We start from the raw sequence: 15,212 nt of genomic DNA on the forward strand, positions 1-15,212 counted from the left end.
CCAGGAAGTTGCGCCACCGCGAGGGTGGCGCGTTGCCATGCTTTTCTTTGGGTTTTATTTAGTAACCAGTTTCAGGTCAACCGGGTTGATCGCCTGCACTTTTTCGCCCTTCAGAACTTTATCTGCGGTATCGACGCCAATCATACCAATCTTGTCTGGCATCTGTGCAACGGTCGCGCTGAGTTTACCGGATTCTACCGCCTTCACGCCGTCCGCGGTGCCGTCAAAGCCCACCACCAGCACGTCGGTTTTGCCTGCGGTCTGCAGCGCACGCAGCGCGCCCAGCGCCATTTCGTCGTTCTGGGCAAAAACTGCCTGCACGTCCGGATGCGCCTGCAGCAGGTTCTGCATCACGTTCAGACCTTTAGTACGGTCGAAGTCGGCCGGCTGGCTGGCCAGCACGTTGAATTTGTGTGCATCAGCGGCCTGCTTAAAGCCTTCGCCACGCTCGCGGGCAGCGGAGGTGCCGGCAATGCCCTGCAGCTCGATGATTTTCGCACCGTCGCCCAGTTTCTTCGCGATGAAATCGCCGGCCATTTTGCCGCCGAAGCGGTTATCAGACGCCACGTGGCTGACAACTTTCCCCTGCGCCGCCATACGGTCCAGCGTAATCACCGGGATGTTCGCCTGGTTAGCCATTTTCACGGCGTTACCGACCGCGTCAGAATCCGTTGGGTTGATCAGCAGCAGTTTGGTGCCGCGCACAGTGAGATCCTGCACGTTTGCCAGCTCTTTTGCCGGGTTGTTCTGTGAGTCGAGCACCACCAGGTTATAGCCCAGCTTATCGGCTTCTTTCTGTGCGCCATCTTTCAGCGACACAAAGAACGGGTTATTCAGGGTTGAGACCACCAGCGCAATCGTATCCTTAGCCATCGCGCCAGCACTGAGGGTGGCGCCAAGGATGACGGCCAATGCAGTTAACTTTTTCATTTCTTTAATCCTGTGTGAAGGTCAGAGTTACTTACTGCTTTTGTTATCCACCAGCACCGCCAGCAGAATGACGACGGCTTTGACAATCATCTGGTAGTAAGACGATACGCCCATCAGGTTGAGGCCGTTATTGAGGAAGCCGAGAATCAGCGCACCGATCAGCGTGCCCATAATGCGCCCTTTACCGCCCGCGAGGCTGGTCCCGCCCAGCACTACTGCGGCAATCGCATCCAGTTCATAACCGGTGCCCGCCGTCGGCTGCGCGGAAGAGAGACGCGCCACTTCGATGGTGCCCGCCAGTGCCGCCAGCAGGCCGCACAGCGAATAGACGATGACTTTAACGCGGTTAACGTTGATGCCGGACAGGCGCGTGGCCGCTTCGTTACCGCCCAGCGCATAGATATAGCGGCCGAGGCGGGTGTGATGCAGCATGTACCACGCCAGCGCGAACACCACCGCCATCAGCCATACCGGCGTCGGAATGCCCAGCGGACGGCCAATGCCGAACCAGCCAAACAGATCGGCGTTATCGCTGAAGCCGGTGTTGATCGGACTGCCGTTGGTGTAAACCATGGTGACGCCGCGCAGTAGCAGCATCATCACCAGCGTAGCGATAAACGCCTGCACCTTGCCGCGCGCCACAATCACACCGGTAATGGCACCAATAAAGGCGCCGAGCGCAAGCGATGCCGCTACGGCCACCAATGCATTAACTTCCAGCCCGACAATCGATGCCGCTACCGCGCCGGTCAGCGCCAGCAGCGAGCCGACCGAAAGGTCGATACCTGAGGTCAGAATCACCAGCGTCATGCCCACCGCCATGATGGCGTTGACCGACGTCTGCTGCAGGATGTTGAACATGTTGGGCAGCGTGAAGAAGTTCGGGCTCTGGCTGGCAACCACGGCGATCAGCACAATCAGCGCGATCAGCGATTTCTGCTCCAGCAGCCAGGCTTTGCTGAACCAGCGACGGCTGGCAGGTAAGGTTTGGGTACTCATACAACTAACTCCTCGCTGTGTTGCTTACCGACCGCCGCTGCCATCAGGGATTCCTGGGTAGCCTGCTCACGGGAAAATTCGCCACTCAGATGGCCTTCATGCATCACCAGAATACGGTCGCTCATGCCCAGCACTTCCGGCATTTCCGACGACACCAGGATGATGCTCAGCCCTTCGGCTTTAAACTGGTTAATTAACTGATAGATCTCTTTTTTCGCCCCGACATCGACGCCGCGCGTCGGCTCGTCGAGGATCAGCACATCCGGGCGCGTCATCAGGCCACGCGCAATCGCCACTTTTTGCTGATTACCGCCGGACAGCAGACCGATCGGCTGCATCATTGACGGCGTTTTCACATTGAACAGGCGAATAAAATCGCCCACCGCCAGCTGCTCTTCGGCGTGCTTCAGGCCGCCATCGGCGCGGCTGAAGTAGCGCAGCGCGGTCAGCGACATGTTCTCTTTGACCGACATCCCGAGCACCAGCCCGTCACGCTTACGGTCTTCCGAGATATAGACGATGCCGTTGGCCAGGCCGTCCTGCGGCGAGCGGGTGACAATCTCGCGGCCGTTAAGCGTCACTTTGCCGTGCGTACGCGGCAGCGCGCCGTACAGCACCTTCATTAATTCGGTGCGGCCCGCCCCCATCAGACCGGAGATGCCCAGAATCTCGCCCTTACGCAGGGTAAAGCTGACATCTTCTACGCCCGGTCCGCTAACGTGCTCGACCCGCAGCCGCACCTCGCCCGGTGTCTGATCGAGATGCGGATACTGATCCTCAAGCTTGCGGCCGACCATCATTTCGATCAGGCCCTCTTCGCTGAGATCGCCCACCGCGCGCTCGGCAATAAACTGGCCGTCGCGGAACACGGTGACGTCATCGCAAATCTCAAAGATCTCTTTCATGCGGTGTGAGATATAAACAATGCCGCAGCCCTGCGCTTTCAGCTCATTGATGACGCGGAACAGCGACAGGGTTTCGGTATCGGTCAGCGCATCGGTCGGTTCATCCATAATGATGACCTGCGACTCGAAGCTGAGCACTTTGGCGATCTCCACCATTTGCTGGTCGCCAATCGACAGATCGCCCACCAGCTTGTGGCTGCTGAAGCGCAGATTGAGGCGCTTTAACAGCGCATCCGCCGCGGCATACATCTGTTTCCAGTCGATGCGGCCAAAGCGGTTAACGAATTCACGGCCGAGGAAAATATTCTCCGCGACGGTCAGCTGCGGGATCAGGTTCAGCTCCTGATGGATGATGCCGATGCCGGCTTCCTGAGACGCTTTCGGCCCGGAGAACGTCACTTCTTTTCCCAGCCAGTGCAGCGAACCGGCGTCCATACTGTAGATGCCGGTCAGCACCTTCATCATGGTGGATTTGCCCGCGCCGTTCTCTCCCACTAACGCCATCACGCGCCCGGGATAGACCGCCAGCGACGCGCCGTTGAGCGCCTTCACGCCGGGAAATGATTTTTCAATTCCCCTGAGTTGCAATAACGGTTGCATAGCGGCCTCAGAAAGTGACGCCCGCGCTCAGGATGACATTCGCATACGGAGAGCACTCTCCGCTGCGAATGACCGCCTGACTGCGCTGAGTGTGTTGTTTGAACTGTTCATGGCTGGTGTAACGAACGCTAATCACATTCCCCTGGTGCTGTTGCAAGGCTTCGAGCACGGCGATCAGCTGGCTGTGGAGTTGCGGATTGTGTTGTTGGATCTCCTCCGCTATCAGGGCGCTCTCAACCTGCATCTCCTGCGTGATGACCTCCACCACCTGTAAAAAATCGGGGGTACCGGGCGTCAGCGCCAGATCGATGCGCTGTGGACCGGCCGGGATCGGCAAGCCCGCATCGGCAATCGTCAGCGTATCGGTGTGCCCGAGGCGGGCAATCACATGAGAGACTTCAGCGTTTAACAGGCGACCTTTTTTCATTTATTCCACTCCACAGCGAAACGTTTCGCTGTCTGGCAGTGTATTAAATGTACATGGCAACTCAATGACGGCATCACGGAAATGTGATCGCCATCGAAACGTTTCGCCTGGGCCGGGAAAAATTTGAGTTTGGCGGGATGGCGGAGCCCACGACGTGGCTCCGCAAGGGAGGTTACGGCAGTTTACGCACCTGTTTAACGTCCAGTTCAATCGAATTGAAATCCTTATCCAGTTCGCCGGTCAGCTCGACCTGATCCTTCGGCGTAATGGTCTGGCCGTTCCAGCGTTTGTGGTCGATCTCCACTTTCATGCTGCCGCTGCTGTCGCGGAACAGATAATCTTCATCGCCGATCTGCTTATCAAGCTGGCCGCGCACGGTGATCCAGCTGTCATCCTTCATCTCTTCGGCCTGTTTTACCGTCACCACACTGCTGTTATCGGCCTTAAAACCGCCGGCTTTAGCCTGGGCGGCAGGCGCGTTGGGGTCGACAAAGCCACCCTGCTGGGCGGCTAACACCGGGGTTGCCGCCAGGGCGATAATGGCGAATAGCGCTGCACTCTTTTTCATTTTTCACCTCATTTCCATGTCTGTGCGGATTACGGGAGCTATTTCACCACAGGGTTCTTAACAGGATCTTAAGGGAAAAAAAGAGGGGAAAAATAAGCCAAAACGGGCGAATGACGCTGTACAAGCGTGCATCTGCTTCGTATAAACCCCCAGGTAACCGGGAGAAACGCATGCGCATTTTATTAATTGAAGACGATACGCTGATTGGCGATGGCCTGAAGGTCGGCCTGACCAAACTGGGTTTCAGCGTCGACTGGCTTGTCAGCGGCGAAGCCGGATTTCAGGCGCTCAACGCGGCGCCATGGGATGCCGTGGTGCTGGATCTGTCGCTGCCGCAACGCGATGGGCTGGACATCCTGCGCCAGTGGCGTGAGCAGGGCGCGGATGTCCCGGTGCTGATCCTCACCGCACGCGATGCGCTGGACGAGCGCGTGCAGGGCCTGCAACTCGGTGCCGACGACTATCTGTGTAAGCCGTTTGCGCTGACGGAGGTGGCCGCGCGTCTGCAGGCGCTGATTCGTCGCCGTCACGGTCAGCTGCAGCCGGAGCTGCGTCATGGCCGGCTGGTGATGGCACCCGGCAACCACAGCGTGATGCTCGATGGCGAACCGCTCAGCCTGAAAAGCCGCGAGCTGGCGCTGCTGGAGCTGTTCCTGCGCAATCCCGGCCGCGTGCTGACGCGCGCCCAGCTGGAGGAGAAGCTGTACAGCTGGGATGACGACGTCTCCAGTAACGCGGTCGAGGTGCATATTCATCATCTGCGTAAAAAACTCGGCAGCCAGTTCATCCGCACCGTGCACGGCATTGGCTACACGCTGGGAGCGGCAGAATGAGTCTGTTCCTGCGACTGGCGATCGGCTTTCTGCTGTTAATTATCCTGTGCGGTGCCAGCGCCACCTTCAGCGCGTGGCAGCAGACGCGCGACACCGTTAACGAGCTGTTTGATACCCAGCAGATGCTGTTCGCTAAGCGTCTGCTGGCGCTGGATGCCAGCCGCCTGCAGGCTGCCTCGCTGCCAAAAACCAAAGCGATTTTGCGCCACCATCGCGGCGATCAGGATGACGACGCGCTGGCCTTTGCGGTATTCAGCGCCGACGGCAAACCGCTGCTGAACGACGGCGAAAACGGTCGCGATTTGCCGTTTACCGCGGATCGTGACGGCTTCCATGATGGTCGCCTGCGCGGCGATGACGATCGCTGGCGGCTGTTGTGGCTGACCTCAGCCGATAAGCAGTGGCGCGTGGTGGTCGGACAGGAGTGGGAATATCGTGATGATATGACGCGCGATCTGGCACTGAGCAGTCTGCTGCCGTGGCTGGTGGCCATGCCGCTGATGCTGCTGTTGCTGCTGGCGCTGGTGTGGTTTGAGCTGCGTCCGCTGAAACGCCTGACTGCATCGCTACAGCAGCGCGCGCCGGATGATGCCACCCCGCTGACGCCGCAACGCCTGCCGCTGGAGGTGAAGCCGCTGGTGGCGGCGCTGAATGGCCTGTTTGCCCGCATGGCACAGCTGGTCCAGCGCGAGCGACGGTTTACCTCCGATGCGGCGCACGAGCTGCGCAGCCCGCTGGCAGCGCTGCGCGTGCAGAGTGAGGTGATTCAGCTGGCCGGCGATGACGAGGCGATGCGTAACCATGCGCTGCAGCAGCTCGACAGCGGCATCCTGCGCGCCACGCGGCTGGTCGATCAGCTGCTGACGCTGTCGCGGGTCGAAGCAGACGATCTGCGCAGCGAATTTCAGCCGGTCCCCCTCGCGCCGTTGCTGCACCAGCTGGTGACCGAACATCAGGCACAGGCGGCAGCGCAGCACACCAGGCTGACGCTGACGGCTGACGCGGAACCGGTGATGAACGGTCATCCACTGCTGCTGGGTTTACTGCTGCGCAATCTGCTGGATAACGCGCTGCGCTACACGCCGTCCGGCAGTGAGATTCAGCTGCGGCTCAGCGCGCGCAGGCTGGAGATCGCGGATAACGGACCGGGCGTCAGCGCAGAGCAGCTGGCGCGGCTGGGCGAACGCTTCTGGCGACCGCCGGGGCAGGCGCAAACCGGCAGCGGGCTTGGCTTGTCGATTGTGAAAAATGTGGCTCAGCTGCACGGCATCCGGCTGACCTTCAGCGCGGTGCAGCCGCAGGGGCTGCGCGTCACCCTCAGCTGGTGACGCGCGATGCGTCAGATTTCGACCTGAGTACCGAGCTCGATTACCCGGTTAGGCGGAATTTCAAACTGATCCGGCGCGCGCAGGGCGTTGCGCTGCAGCGCAAGGAACAGCTTGCCGCGCAGACGCAGATACCACGGGCGTTTGCCGATGATCAGCGACTCGTGTGACATAAAGAACGAGGTTTCCATCATGCGGCAGTTGAGCCCTTCGAGGCCGCAGCGGTGGAAAATCTCCTCGACGTTCGGCGTTTCACGCCAGCCGTAGCTTGCCACCACGCGCCAGAAGGTGGGCGACAGCTGCTCAATTGTCACGCGACGCACGTTGTGCACATAAGGCGCATCTTCGGTACGCAGCGTCAGCAGCACCACGCGCTCGTGCAGCACCTTGTTGTGCTTCAGGTTATGCAGCATGGCAAAGGGGATGACATTGAGCGCCCGTGACATGTAGACCGCCGTGCCCGGCACGCGCACCGGCGGCGACTTCTCCAGCGAGGCGATCATCGCCTCCAGCGAATTGCCATGCTCATGCATACGACGCAGCAGGCGGAAGCGCTCGCTCTTCCACGTGGTCATCACGATAAACATCATCAGCGCCAGTGTCAGCGGCAGCCAGCCGCCGGAGAACACTTTGACCAGGTTAGCGGAGAACAGCGAAACGTCGATGCACAGCATCGCGATGAGAATCAGCACCACCAGATAGCGATTCCAGTGCCAGTTCTGAATCGCCACCGTTGAACACAGAATGGCGGTCAGCACCATGGTACCGGTCACCGCAATCCCGTAGGCGGCCGCCAGATTACTGGAGTGCTCAAAGCCGACGATAACAATCACCACAGAGAAATAGAGCAGCCAGTTGATCACCGGAATATAAATCTGGCCAGATTCCTCTTCGGACGTGTGCACGATGCGCATCGGCGGCAGATAACCAAGACGCACCGCCTGGCGCGTCAGCGAGAATACGCCGGAGATCACCGCCTGCGAGGCGATCACCGTGGCCAGCGTCGCGAGGATCAGCATCGGAATCAGCGCCCAGTCCGGCGCCAGCAGGAAGAACGGGTTTTTGATGGCCTCCGGATGCTCCAGCAGCAGCGCACCCTGGCCGAAATAGTTGAGCACCAGCGACGGCAGCACCACCACAAACCATGCCAGGCGAATCGGAAACTTACCAAAGTGGCCCATATCGGCATACAGCGCTTCAACGCCGGTGATCGCCAGCACCACCGCGCCCAGCGCGAAGAACGATACCGTTTTGTACTGAATAAAGAAGTGCAGCGCCCAGTACGGGTTCATGGCGTGCAGCACCTCGGGATTATTGATGATACTGCGCGCACCCAGCACCGCCAGGATGATGAACCACAGCAGCATCACCGGCGCAAACAGCTTACCGACAATGCCGGTGCCGTGTTTCTGAATCACAAACAGCAGCGTCAGTACCGCAATCGCCAGCGGCACAATGTAGCTATCGAGGCTCGGCGCGGCGATCTCCAGCCCTTCGATGGCCGAAAGCACGGATACCGCCGGCGTGATCACCACTTCCCCGTAGAAGAAGCTGCCGCCAATCAGCCCCATGATCACCAGAATCGCCGTGGCGCGTGCGCCGGTATTGCGGCCCGCCAGTGACATCAGCGTCAGGATCCCGCCTTCCCCGGCGTTGTCGGCGCGCATCACATAACTGATGTATTTAAGCGAAACCACCAGAATCAGCAGCCAGAAGATCAGCGACAGAAAGCCAAACACCGCCTCGCGTTCCACGCCAAAGCCGAACTGACCAGAGAGACACTCGCGCAGGGTATAGAGCGGGCTGGTACCGATATCGCCATACACCACGCCGATCGCCGCCAGAGTGACTGCGCCAAGGGACTGTTTCTTATCCGAGCTCATAAGTTGTCTTTTGTTGGAGCCGCGCAGGCCTCAGCCCGGCGCTCAGATCATCAAAAAGCGCACAGTATGCACATATTCCCGAAAAAACCTACTTTTACCGTCTGGCATTACGCCGTCTGCGCAGCGTTTTTTCGCCGAAAATCGGCGCGAAATTCGCTGAAAACCCGCGATTTGCCTCACCTCAACCTTCTGAAACAAAAAAGCTGACGGCTATCAACGCTTTCACGCATGATAAACAGTAGAGTATTGCGCTCGCCAGAATATGACGGCACCAGGATCAGAAGGACAATGATGTGATTATGGCTCAACCCCATCTTTTGGCAGAAAGAATTTCTCGCCTCAGCAATGCCCTGGAGAAAGGGCTGTATGAACGGCATCATGCCATTCGTCTCTGCCTGCTGGCAGCGCTGAGCGGCGAAAGCGTATTTCTGCTTGGGCCACCGGGCATCGCCAAGAGCCTGATTGCCCGCCGCCTGAAATACGCCTTCCAGCACGCCCGTGCCTTTGAATACCTGATGACCCGATTTTCCACACCTGAAGAGGTGTTTGGCCCGCTGTCGATTCAGGCGCTGAAAGATGAAGGACGCTATCAGCGTCTGACCAAAGGCTATCTGCCGGATGCCGAAATTGTCTTTCTGGATGAGATCTGGAAAGCCGGTCCGGCGATTCTCAATACGCTGCTCACCGCCATCAACGAACGTCGCTTCCGCAACGGCGACAGCGAAGAGCCGATCCCGATGCGCCTGCTGGTCACCGCCTCCAACGAACTGCCGGAAGCTGACAGCGGTCTGGAAGCGCTGTACGACCGTATGCTGATCCGGCTGTGGCTCGACAACGTGCATGAAAAGCAGAACTTCCGCAGCATGCTGACCCACCAGCAGGATGAAAACGCCAACCCGGTGGCGGAATCGCTGTGCATCAGCGATGAAGAGTATCAGCAGTGGCAGAAAGGCATCAGCCAGGTCAGCCTGCCCGATCATGTGTTTGAACTGATCTATCAGCTGCGCCAGCAGCTGGAGAACCTGCCAGAGGCGCCGTATATCTCCGATCGCCGCTGGAAAAAAGCCATCCATCTGCTGCAGGCCAGCGCGTTTTACAGCGGCCGCGTGGCGATTGCCCCGCTTGATCTGATCCTGCTGAAAGATTGCCTGTGGCACGACGTGGCGTCGATGCAGCTGCTGGATCGTGAAATCGATGCGCTGATGACGCAGCACGCGTGGCAGCAGCAGGCGATGCTGCACACGCTGCAGCAGATCAAAGCGCGCCGGCTGGCGCTGCAACAGCAGCAGAGCGTGACGCAGGCGCTGACGCTGGAGAAGCACAGCGGCATGTTCAGCCGCAAACCGCACTATGAATTACCGGCCTCGATCACGGACGAACAGCTGACCCTGATGCTGCAGCAGCCGCTGACGCTGCACGACATGCAGGTCACGCACGTGGTGGTGGCACGCGATGCGCTCAATCAGTGGCTGCTGAAAGCGGGCGAGATCCGCGGCAAGCTCAACGGCATCGGCTTTGGCCAGACGCTCGACTTGCTGGTGGATGCGCACCACTGTCTGACGCTGCGCGACGTCAGCCTGCAGTCCACGCGCCTGACGCTGCCGGGTGCCGCCAGCAGCAGCGACGTGCCGCAGGAAATCATTGAAGAATATGACGCGCTGGAGGCCCAGCTGCGCGCGCAGCGCACGCTGTTTAGCCAGCACCAGCGCTGCCTGTTTATCAGCGACGACTGGCTGGCACGCGTCGAAACCAGCCTGCAGGATGTGGCGGAACAGCTGAAACAGGCGAGAAAATGATCTCGCTGGAGACGCTCAGCACGCTGTTGTCGATTGGCGAAACCGAGCTGATCGAAGAGCTGATTGTGGCACTGCTGGCCTCGCCGCAGCTGGCGCTGTTCTTTGAAAAATTTCCGCGCCTGAAACAGGCGATGATGGGCGAGCTGCCGCGCTGGCGCGCCGAGATTGCCGCCCAGATGAAAACCACGCCGGTGCCGGACGCGCTGGCGCGCGAATTTCAGCTCTTCCAGCAGATGCAACTGCTCAGCAGCCACGCCTTCAGTGAGCAACTGCCGGCCATCATGACGCAGCTGAAAGCGCTGCCGTCCCCGTTTATCGAAGAAGCCAGCAAACTGCTGCTGCATACCGACAGCGCCCAGTTGAGCAATGCGCAGCACACGCTGTTCCTGCAGCGCTGGCGCCTGAGCCTGACGCTGCAAACCCTGACGCTGAACGAAACCCTGCTGGAAGAGCAGCGGGAACGCCTGATGGCCGAGCTGCAGCAGCGCATGGCCATCAGCGGCCAGCTGGCGCCGATTCTGACCGATGACGACGAAGCCGCCGCCGGACGCCTGTGGGATCTGAGCAAGGCACCGCTGCAGCATGGCGACTATGAGTTGATTGTGCAGTACGGCGATTTCCTCGCCCAGCAGCCGGAACTGATGAAACTGGCGCAGCAGCTGGGACGCAGCCGCGAAGCGAAATCGGTGCCGTCCCAGGATGCGCCGCTGGAAGCGTTTCATCAGCTGGTGCGCGAGCCGGACAACGTGCCGGAAGAGGTCAGCGGCATCCATCAGAGTGACGATGTGCTGCGTCTGTTGCCGCCGGAGCTGGCGGCGCTGAGCATCAGCGAACTGGAGCTGGAGTTTTATCGCCGGCTGGTGGAGAAACGCCTGCTGACCTACCGGTTACAGGGCGATGCCTGGCACGAGAAAGTGACGCTGCGCCCGGCCAGCCATCAGCAGCACGAAGCGCAGCCGCGCGGCCCGTTCATCGTCTGCGTGGATACCTCTGGTTCGATGGGCGGTTTCAATGAACGCTGCGCCAAAGCGTTTTGTCTGGCGCTGCTGAAGGTGGCGCTGGCCGACAGGCGGCGCTGCTACATCATGCTGTTTGCTCATGAAGTGATTGGCTACGAGCTGACCGCCGATAATGGCATCGAGCAGGCAATCCGTTTTCTCAGCCAGCGTTTTCGCGGCGGCACCGATCTGGCCGCCTGCCTGTCTGCGGTGGTCACGCGTATGGAGGGCAGTCAGTGGCAGGAAGCCGATGCGGTGATCGTTTCCGATTTTATCGCCCAGCGTCTGCCGGACGACATCGTCAGCACCATTAAACAGCGCCAGCGTCACCACCAGCAACGCTTCCACGCCGTGGCGATGTCGGCGCACGGCAAACCCGGCATTCTGCGCATTTTCGATCACATCTGGCGCTTTGATACCGGCCTGAAAAGCCGCCTGCTGCGCCGCTGGAAACGCTAATTCATCAGGCAGAAATGCTAATTTGCTATAGTGAATTACCCGCTGTGTTTAATCAGCTTACGGAGTTCACTGTGACAACCGCTCATCTTCACGATCAATTGCCTGCGCCCACCCGCACCGTCCGGCTTTCCGGCAGCAGCAGCGACGCCAAACGCGCCGAACTGCTGGCCTATTTCACCCAGACCTGGGAGCTGTATGAAAGCCTGTTCGACTGCCTCGCCGATGAGCGCGCGTACTTTAATAAAGCCATCACCCTGCGCCATCCGCTGATCTTCTACTTTGGCCATACCGCTACTTTCTACATTAATAAGCTGATGGCGGGCGGTTATCTGCAGCAGCGCATTGACGATCGCATCGAGGCGATGATGGCGATCGGCGTGGATGAGATGAGCTGGGACGATCTCGACGACAGCCATTACAGCTGGCCGGACGTGGCCGAGGTGCGCGACTACCGCGGCAAAGTGAAAACCGTGGTAAGTGAATTCATCCGCACCATGCCGCTGGATCTGCCGATTGACTGGGACAGCCCGGCGTGGGTGATTCTGATGGGCATTGAGCATGAGCGTATTCACCTTGAAACCTCCAGCGTGCTGATCCGCCAGCTGCCGCTTGAGTGGGTAAAACCGCAGCCGCACTGGCCGGCGTGTCCGCAGGCGCGCCACGATCGTGCCTCGGTACCGGCCAATACATTGGTGGCGATGCCAGGCGGACGCGTCACGCAGGGTAAAACCGATGACACCTACGGCTGGGATAACGAATACGGCAGCCTTACAACTGAGCTGAAACCGTTCAAAGCCAGCAAAATGCTGGTGAGCAACGCCGAGTTCTTTCATTTTATTGCCGCTAACGGCTACAACGAACGCCGCTGGTGGGATGACGAAGGCTGGGGCTGGCGCGAGTTTGCCCAGGCGCAGATGCCGACTTTCTGGGTCGGTGACATCGCGCAACCTGACGATCTCCGGCTGCGCCTGATGACCGAAGAAGTGGCGATGCCGTGGGACTGGCCCGCCGAAGTGAATCAGCTGGAAGCGGCGGCGTTCTGCCGCTGGCTGGCAGAAGAGAGCGGCAAAGCGATCCAGCTGCCGTGCGAAGCCGAGTGGATGCAGCTGCGCGAGCAGGTTGCCGGCGATCAGCCAGACTGGATCGACGCGCCGGGCAACATCAATCTTGCCCGCTGGGCCTCTTCCTGTCCGGTAGACCACTTTGCCCAGGGTGACTTCTTCGACATCGTCGGCAACGTCTGGCAGTGGACCACCACGCCGACCAACGGCTTTGAAGGCTTCAGGGTACATCCGCTGTATGACGATTTCTCCACGCCCACCTTTGACGGCAAACATGCGCTGATCAAAGGCGGCAGCTGGATCTCCACCGGCAACGAAGCGCTGAAATCCTCACGCTACGCCTTCCGGCGCCACTTCTTCCAGCATGCCGGTTTCCGCTACGTGGTTTCCTCGCATCAGGAGAGCATGGCGCTGAATCCGTATGAAACCGACAGCATGGTGTCGCAGTACCTCGACTTCCAGTACGGCCCCGGCTATTACGGTGTGCCGAACTACGCGGCGGCGCTGGTCGATATCGTGCTGCCGCACTGCGCGCAGCGCGGCCACGCGCTGGATATCGGTTGCGCCACCGGCCGTGCCAGCTTTGAACTGGCACGCCATTTTGCTGCGGTCACCGGCATGGATTACTCGGCGCGCTTTATCGACGTGGCGCTGCAGCTGACCTCGGGCGAGGATTTCCGTTACGTGGTGCCGGAAGAGGGAGAGCTGGTGGAGTATCGCCAGGTGCGGCTGAAAGAGTTTGGTTTCGATGAGTCCCTGGCGCAGCGCATTCAGTTTGTGCAGGGCGATGCCTGTAACCTGAAACCGCAGCCCGATGGCTACGATCTGGTACTGGCCTCCAACCTGATCGATCGCCTGCGCCAGCCGAAGCGCTTCCTGCAGGACATCACGCCGATGATCCGCTCCGGCGGTTTGCTGGCTATCTCCTCACCTTACACCTGGCTGGAAGAGTTCACGCCGAAGGAGAACTGGCTGGGCGGTTTCCGTGAAAACGGTGAAGCGCTCACCACCTGGCAGGCGCTGCAACGACTGCTGCGCGATGCCTTTGAGGAGGTTGCGCCGCCGCAGGACGTGCCGTTTGTGATTCGCGAAACCGCGCGTAAGTTCCAGCACACACAGGCCCAGCTGACGCTGTGGCGTAAGCGCTAAAAAGCGTGCAGACAGCGGCAGCTCCGCTGTCTGCGCCTTGCCTGTCCCGCTAATTTGCTGCACATTCTCCCTGTTCAGAGAAGACGAACCTAATGAGGATGGATGATGGCGGAACACCTGCAACTGGATAATCTCGACCGCGGCATTTTAAATGCGCTGCTGCAAAACGCGCGCACCGCGTACGCCGAACTCGCCAAGCAGTTCAACGTCAGCCCCGGCACGATTCACGTGCGCGTCGAGAAGATGCGTCAGGCGGGGATTATTCTGGGTACGCGCGTGGAGATCGATCCACGGCAGCTCGGATTTGATGTCTGCTGTTTTATCGGCATCATTTTGAAAAGCGCGCGCGACTATCCGGCCGCGCTCAGCAAACTGGAAGCGCTGGATGAAGTGGTGGAAGCCTGGTACACCACCGGCCACTACAGCATCTTTATTAAAGTGATGTGCCGCTCCATTGACGCGCTGCAGCAGGTGCTGATCAACAAGATCCAGACCATTGATGAAATCCAGTCCACCGAAACGCTGATCTCCCTGCAAAACCCGATCATGCGCACCATCAAGCCGTGATCGGCTTCCCCGCTGTGCATAACCTTATCCCGGGCGGATCGCTTTTGTGATGCGCCTTGTCGCCTGATGCTATCGACGATTAACCCTGTTTTCCACAGGTGGATCACCGCTTGATCACAGCGTACAATGCTCGCCTTTAGTGCGGGAGAGCATCATGGCCGATATTACCTTAATCAGTGGCAGTACCCTTGGCAGCGCCGAATATGTCGCTGAACATCTGGAAGAGAAACTGCAGGAAGCGGGCTTTTCAACCGAACTGCTGCACGGACCCGAGCTGGATGAGGTGCCGCAGGAGGGCGTCTGGCTAATTGTCAGCTCAACGCACGGTGCCGGCGAACTGCCGGACAACCTGCTGCCGTTTTATGAAGCGCTGCAGGAGAGCCAGCCGGATCTGTCAGGCGTACGCTTTGGCGCAGTGGGTATCGGTAATCATGAATACGATCTGTTCTGCGGTGCGATCAAACTGCTGGAGACGACGTTAACGCAGCTGGGTGCCAAACGTATTGGCGATCGGCTGGAGATCGACGTGCTGGAACATGAGATTCCGGAAGATCCGGCGGAAGTGTGGGTTGCCAGCTGGCACCCGCAGATTTAAGACGATCTTTGCTGGTCGGGGATCGGGTATTTATGTCGATCCCCAGTTGATTCCGCTGTTTTATCGCCTTTTACCTGCGTCGCTCTGTGGATAAGATCCGTTATTTCATGCGTATAA

At 59.4% G+C, this 15,212-nt stretch carries 13 protein-coding genes; 7 read left to right on the plus strand and 6 right to left on the minus strand.

What is annotated here, in order from left to right; translation table 11 throughout:
• Window positions 1-54 precede the first annotated feature (54 nt).
• From rbsB to AC6I8F_RS19390, 5 genes are all read right to left on the minus strand, one after another.
• Window positions 55-930, minus strand: a complete 876-nt coding sequence (gene rbsB, locus AC6I8F_RS19370) for a ribose ABC transporter substrate-binding protein RbsB (RefSeq protein ID WP_021508171.1) — start codon at window positions 928-930, stop codon at window positions 55-57.
• 27 nt (window positions 931-957) lie between these two features.
• Entirely contained in the window at window positions 958-1,929 is a 972-nt protein-coding gene (gene rbsC, locus AC6I8F_RS19375; protein WP_021508172.1) for a ribose ABC transporter permease, read from the minus strand.
• On the minus strand, window positions 1,926-3,434 hold the full coding sequence (rbsA, locus tag AC6I8F_RS19380) for a ribose ABC transporter ATP-binding protein RbsA (RefSeq protein WP_058758228.1): 1,509 nt from the start codon (window positions 3,432-3,434) through the stop codon (window positions 1,926-1,928). The genes rbsC and rbsA overlap by 4 nt, the downstream gene beginning before the upstream one ends.
• 7 nt (window positions 3,435-3,441) lie before the next feature.
• Window positions 3,442-3,861 (minus strand): D-ribose pyranase, encoded by a 420-nt coding sequence (gene rbsD, locus AC6I8F_RS19385; RefSeq protein ID WP_021313542.1) that lies wholly within the window; start codon window positions 3,859-3,861, stop codon window positions 3,442-3,444.
• A gap of 172 nt (window positions 3,862-4,033) precedes the next feature.
• A complete protein-coding gene (locus AC6I8F_RS19390) occupies window positions 4,034-4,429 on the minus strand; it encodes a YgiW/YdeI family stress tolerance OB fold protein (RefSeq protein WP_058758226.1) in 396 nt (131 codons plus the stop codon).
• Between the two features lie 170 nt (window positions 4,430-4,599).
• Here AC6I8F_RS19390 and qseB point away from each other — a divergent pair, with 170 nt between their 5' ends.
• Together qseB and qseC are read left to right on the plus strand one after the other, a co-directional pair.
• Entirely contained in the window at window positions 4,600-5,262 is a 663-nt protein-coding gene (gene qseB / locus AC6I8F_RS19395; protein ID WP_498028368.1) for a quorum sensing response regulator transcription factor QseB, read from the plus strand.
• Window positions 5,259-6,590: a quorum sensing histidine kinase QseC gene (gene qseC, locus AC6I8F_RS19400; RefSeq protein WP_288423980.1), complete on the plus strand. Its 1,332-nt coding sequence runs from the start codon at window positions 5,259-5,261 to the stop codon at window positions 6,588-6,590. Before qseB ends, qseC begins: the two co-directional genes overlap by 4 nt.
• 11 nt (window positions 6,591-6,601) lie before the next feature.
• On the opposite strand, the gene kup is transcribed toward qseC, so the two are convergent.
• On the minus strand, window positions 6,602-8,470 hold the full coding sequence (kup, locus tag AC6I8F_RS19405; protein ID WP_021508177.1) for a low affinity potassium transporter Kup: 1,869 nt from the start codon (window positions 8,468-8,470) through the stop codon (window positions 6,602-6,604).
• 299 nt (window positions 8,471-8,769) lie between these two features.
• Here kup and ravA point away from each other — a divergent pair, with 299 nt between their 5' ends.
• From ravA to mioC, 5 genes are all read left to right on the plus strand, one after another.
• Window positions 8,770-10,266: an ATPase RavA gene (ravA, locus tag AC6I8F_RS19410; protein ID WP_058781861.1), complete on the plus strand. Its 1,497-nt coding sequence runs from the start codon at window positions 8,770-8,772 to the stop codon at window positions 10,264-10,266.
• Window positions 10,263-11,723, plus strand: a complete 1,461-nt coding sequence (viaA, locus tag AC6I8F_RS19415) for an ATPase RavA stimulator ViaA (protein ID WP_058770715.1) — start codon at window positions 10,263-10,265, stop codon at window positions 11,721-11,723. Before ravA ends, viaA begins: the two co-directional genes overlap by 4 nt.
• 71 nt (window positions 11,724-11,794) lie before the next feature.
• A complete protein-coding gene (gene ovoA / locus AC6I8F_RS19420; RefSeq protein WP_127833476.1) occupies window positions 11,795-13,933 on the plus strand; it encodes a 5-histidylcysteine sulfoxide synthase in 2,139 nt (712 codons plus the stop codon).
• A gap of 105 nt (window positions 13,934-14,038) precedes the next feature.
• On the plus strand, window positions 14,039-14,500 hold the full coding sequence (gene asnC, locus AC6I8F_RS19425) for a transcriptional regulator AsnC (protein WP_007893613.1): 462 nt from the start codon (window positions 14,039-14,041) through the stop codon (window positions 14,498-14,500).
• A gap of 154 nt (window positions 14,501-14,654) precedes the next feature.
• Complete coding sequence (gene mioC, locus AC6I8F_RS19430; RefSeq protein ID WP_021508182.1) at window positions 14,655-15,095, plus strand: FMN-binding protein MioC; 441 nt, start codon at window positions 14,655-14,657, stop codon at window positions 15,093-15,095.
• The last annotated feature ends 117 nt before the right edge of the window (window positions 15,096-15,212 follow it).

Source organism: gamma proteobacterium symbiont of Axiagastus rosmarus, from assembly GCF_059730925.1.

Bases quoted from the DNA above. Each gene is read 5' to 3' on its own strand.
- rbsB (WP_021508171.1), bottom strand. From the start codon at position 930: ATGAAAAAGTTAACTGCATTGGCCGTCATCCTTGGCGCCACCCTCAGT.
- rbsC (WP_021508172.1), bottom strand. From the start codon at position 1,929: ATGAGTACCCAAACCTTACCTGCCAGCCGTCGCTGGTTCAGCAAAGCC.
- rbsA (WP_058758228.1), bottom strand. From the start codon at position 3,434: ATGCAACCGTTATTGCAACTCAGGGGAATTGAAAAATCATTTCCCGGC.
- rbsD (WP_021313542.1), bottom strand. From the start codon at position 3,861: ATGAAAAAAGGTCGCCTGTTAAACGCTGAAGTCTCTCATGTGATTGCC.
- AC6I8F_RS19390 (WP_058758226.1), bottom strand. From the start codon at position 4,429: ATGAAAAAGAGTGCAGCGCTATTCGCCATTATCGCCCTGGCGGCAACC.
- qseB (WP_498028368.1), top strand. From the start codon at position 4,600: ATGCGCATTTTATTAATTGAAGACGATACGCTGATTGGCGATGGCCTG.
- qseC (WP_288423980.1), top strand. From the start codon at position 5,259: ATGAGTCTGTTCCTGCGACTGGCGATCGGCTTTCTGCTGTTAATTATC.
- kup (WP_021508177.1), bottom strand. From the start codon at position 8,470: ATGAGCTCGGATAAGAAACAGTCCCTTGGCGCAGTCACTCTGGCGGCG.
- ravA (WP_058781861.1), top strand. From the start codon at position 8,770: ATGGCTCAACCCCATCTTTTGGCAGAAAGAATTTCTCGCCTCAGCAAT.
- viaA (WP_058770715.1), top strand. From the start codon at position 10,263: ATGATCTCGCTGGAGACGCTCAGCACGCTGTTGTCGATTGGCGAAACC.
- asnC (WP_007893613.1), top strand. From the start codon at position 14,039: ATGGCGGAACACCTGCAACTGGATAATCTCGACCGCGGCATTTTAAAT.
- mioC (WP_021508182.1), top strand. From the start codon at position 14,655: ATGGCCGATATTACCTTAATCAGTGGCAGTACCCTTGGCAGCGCCGAA.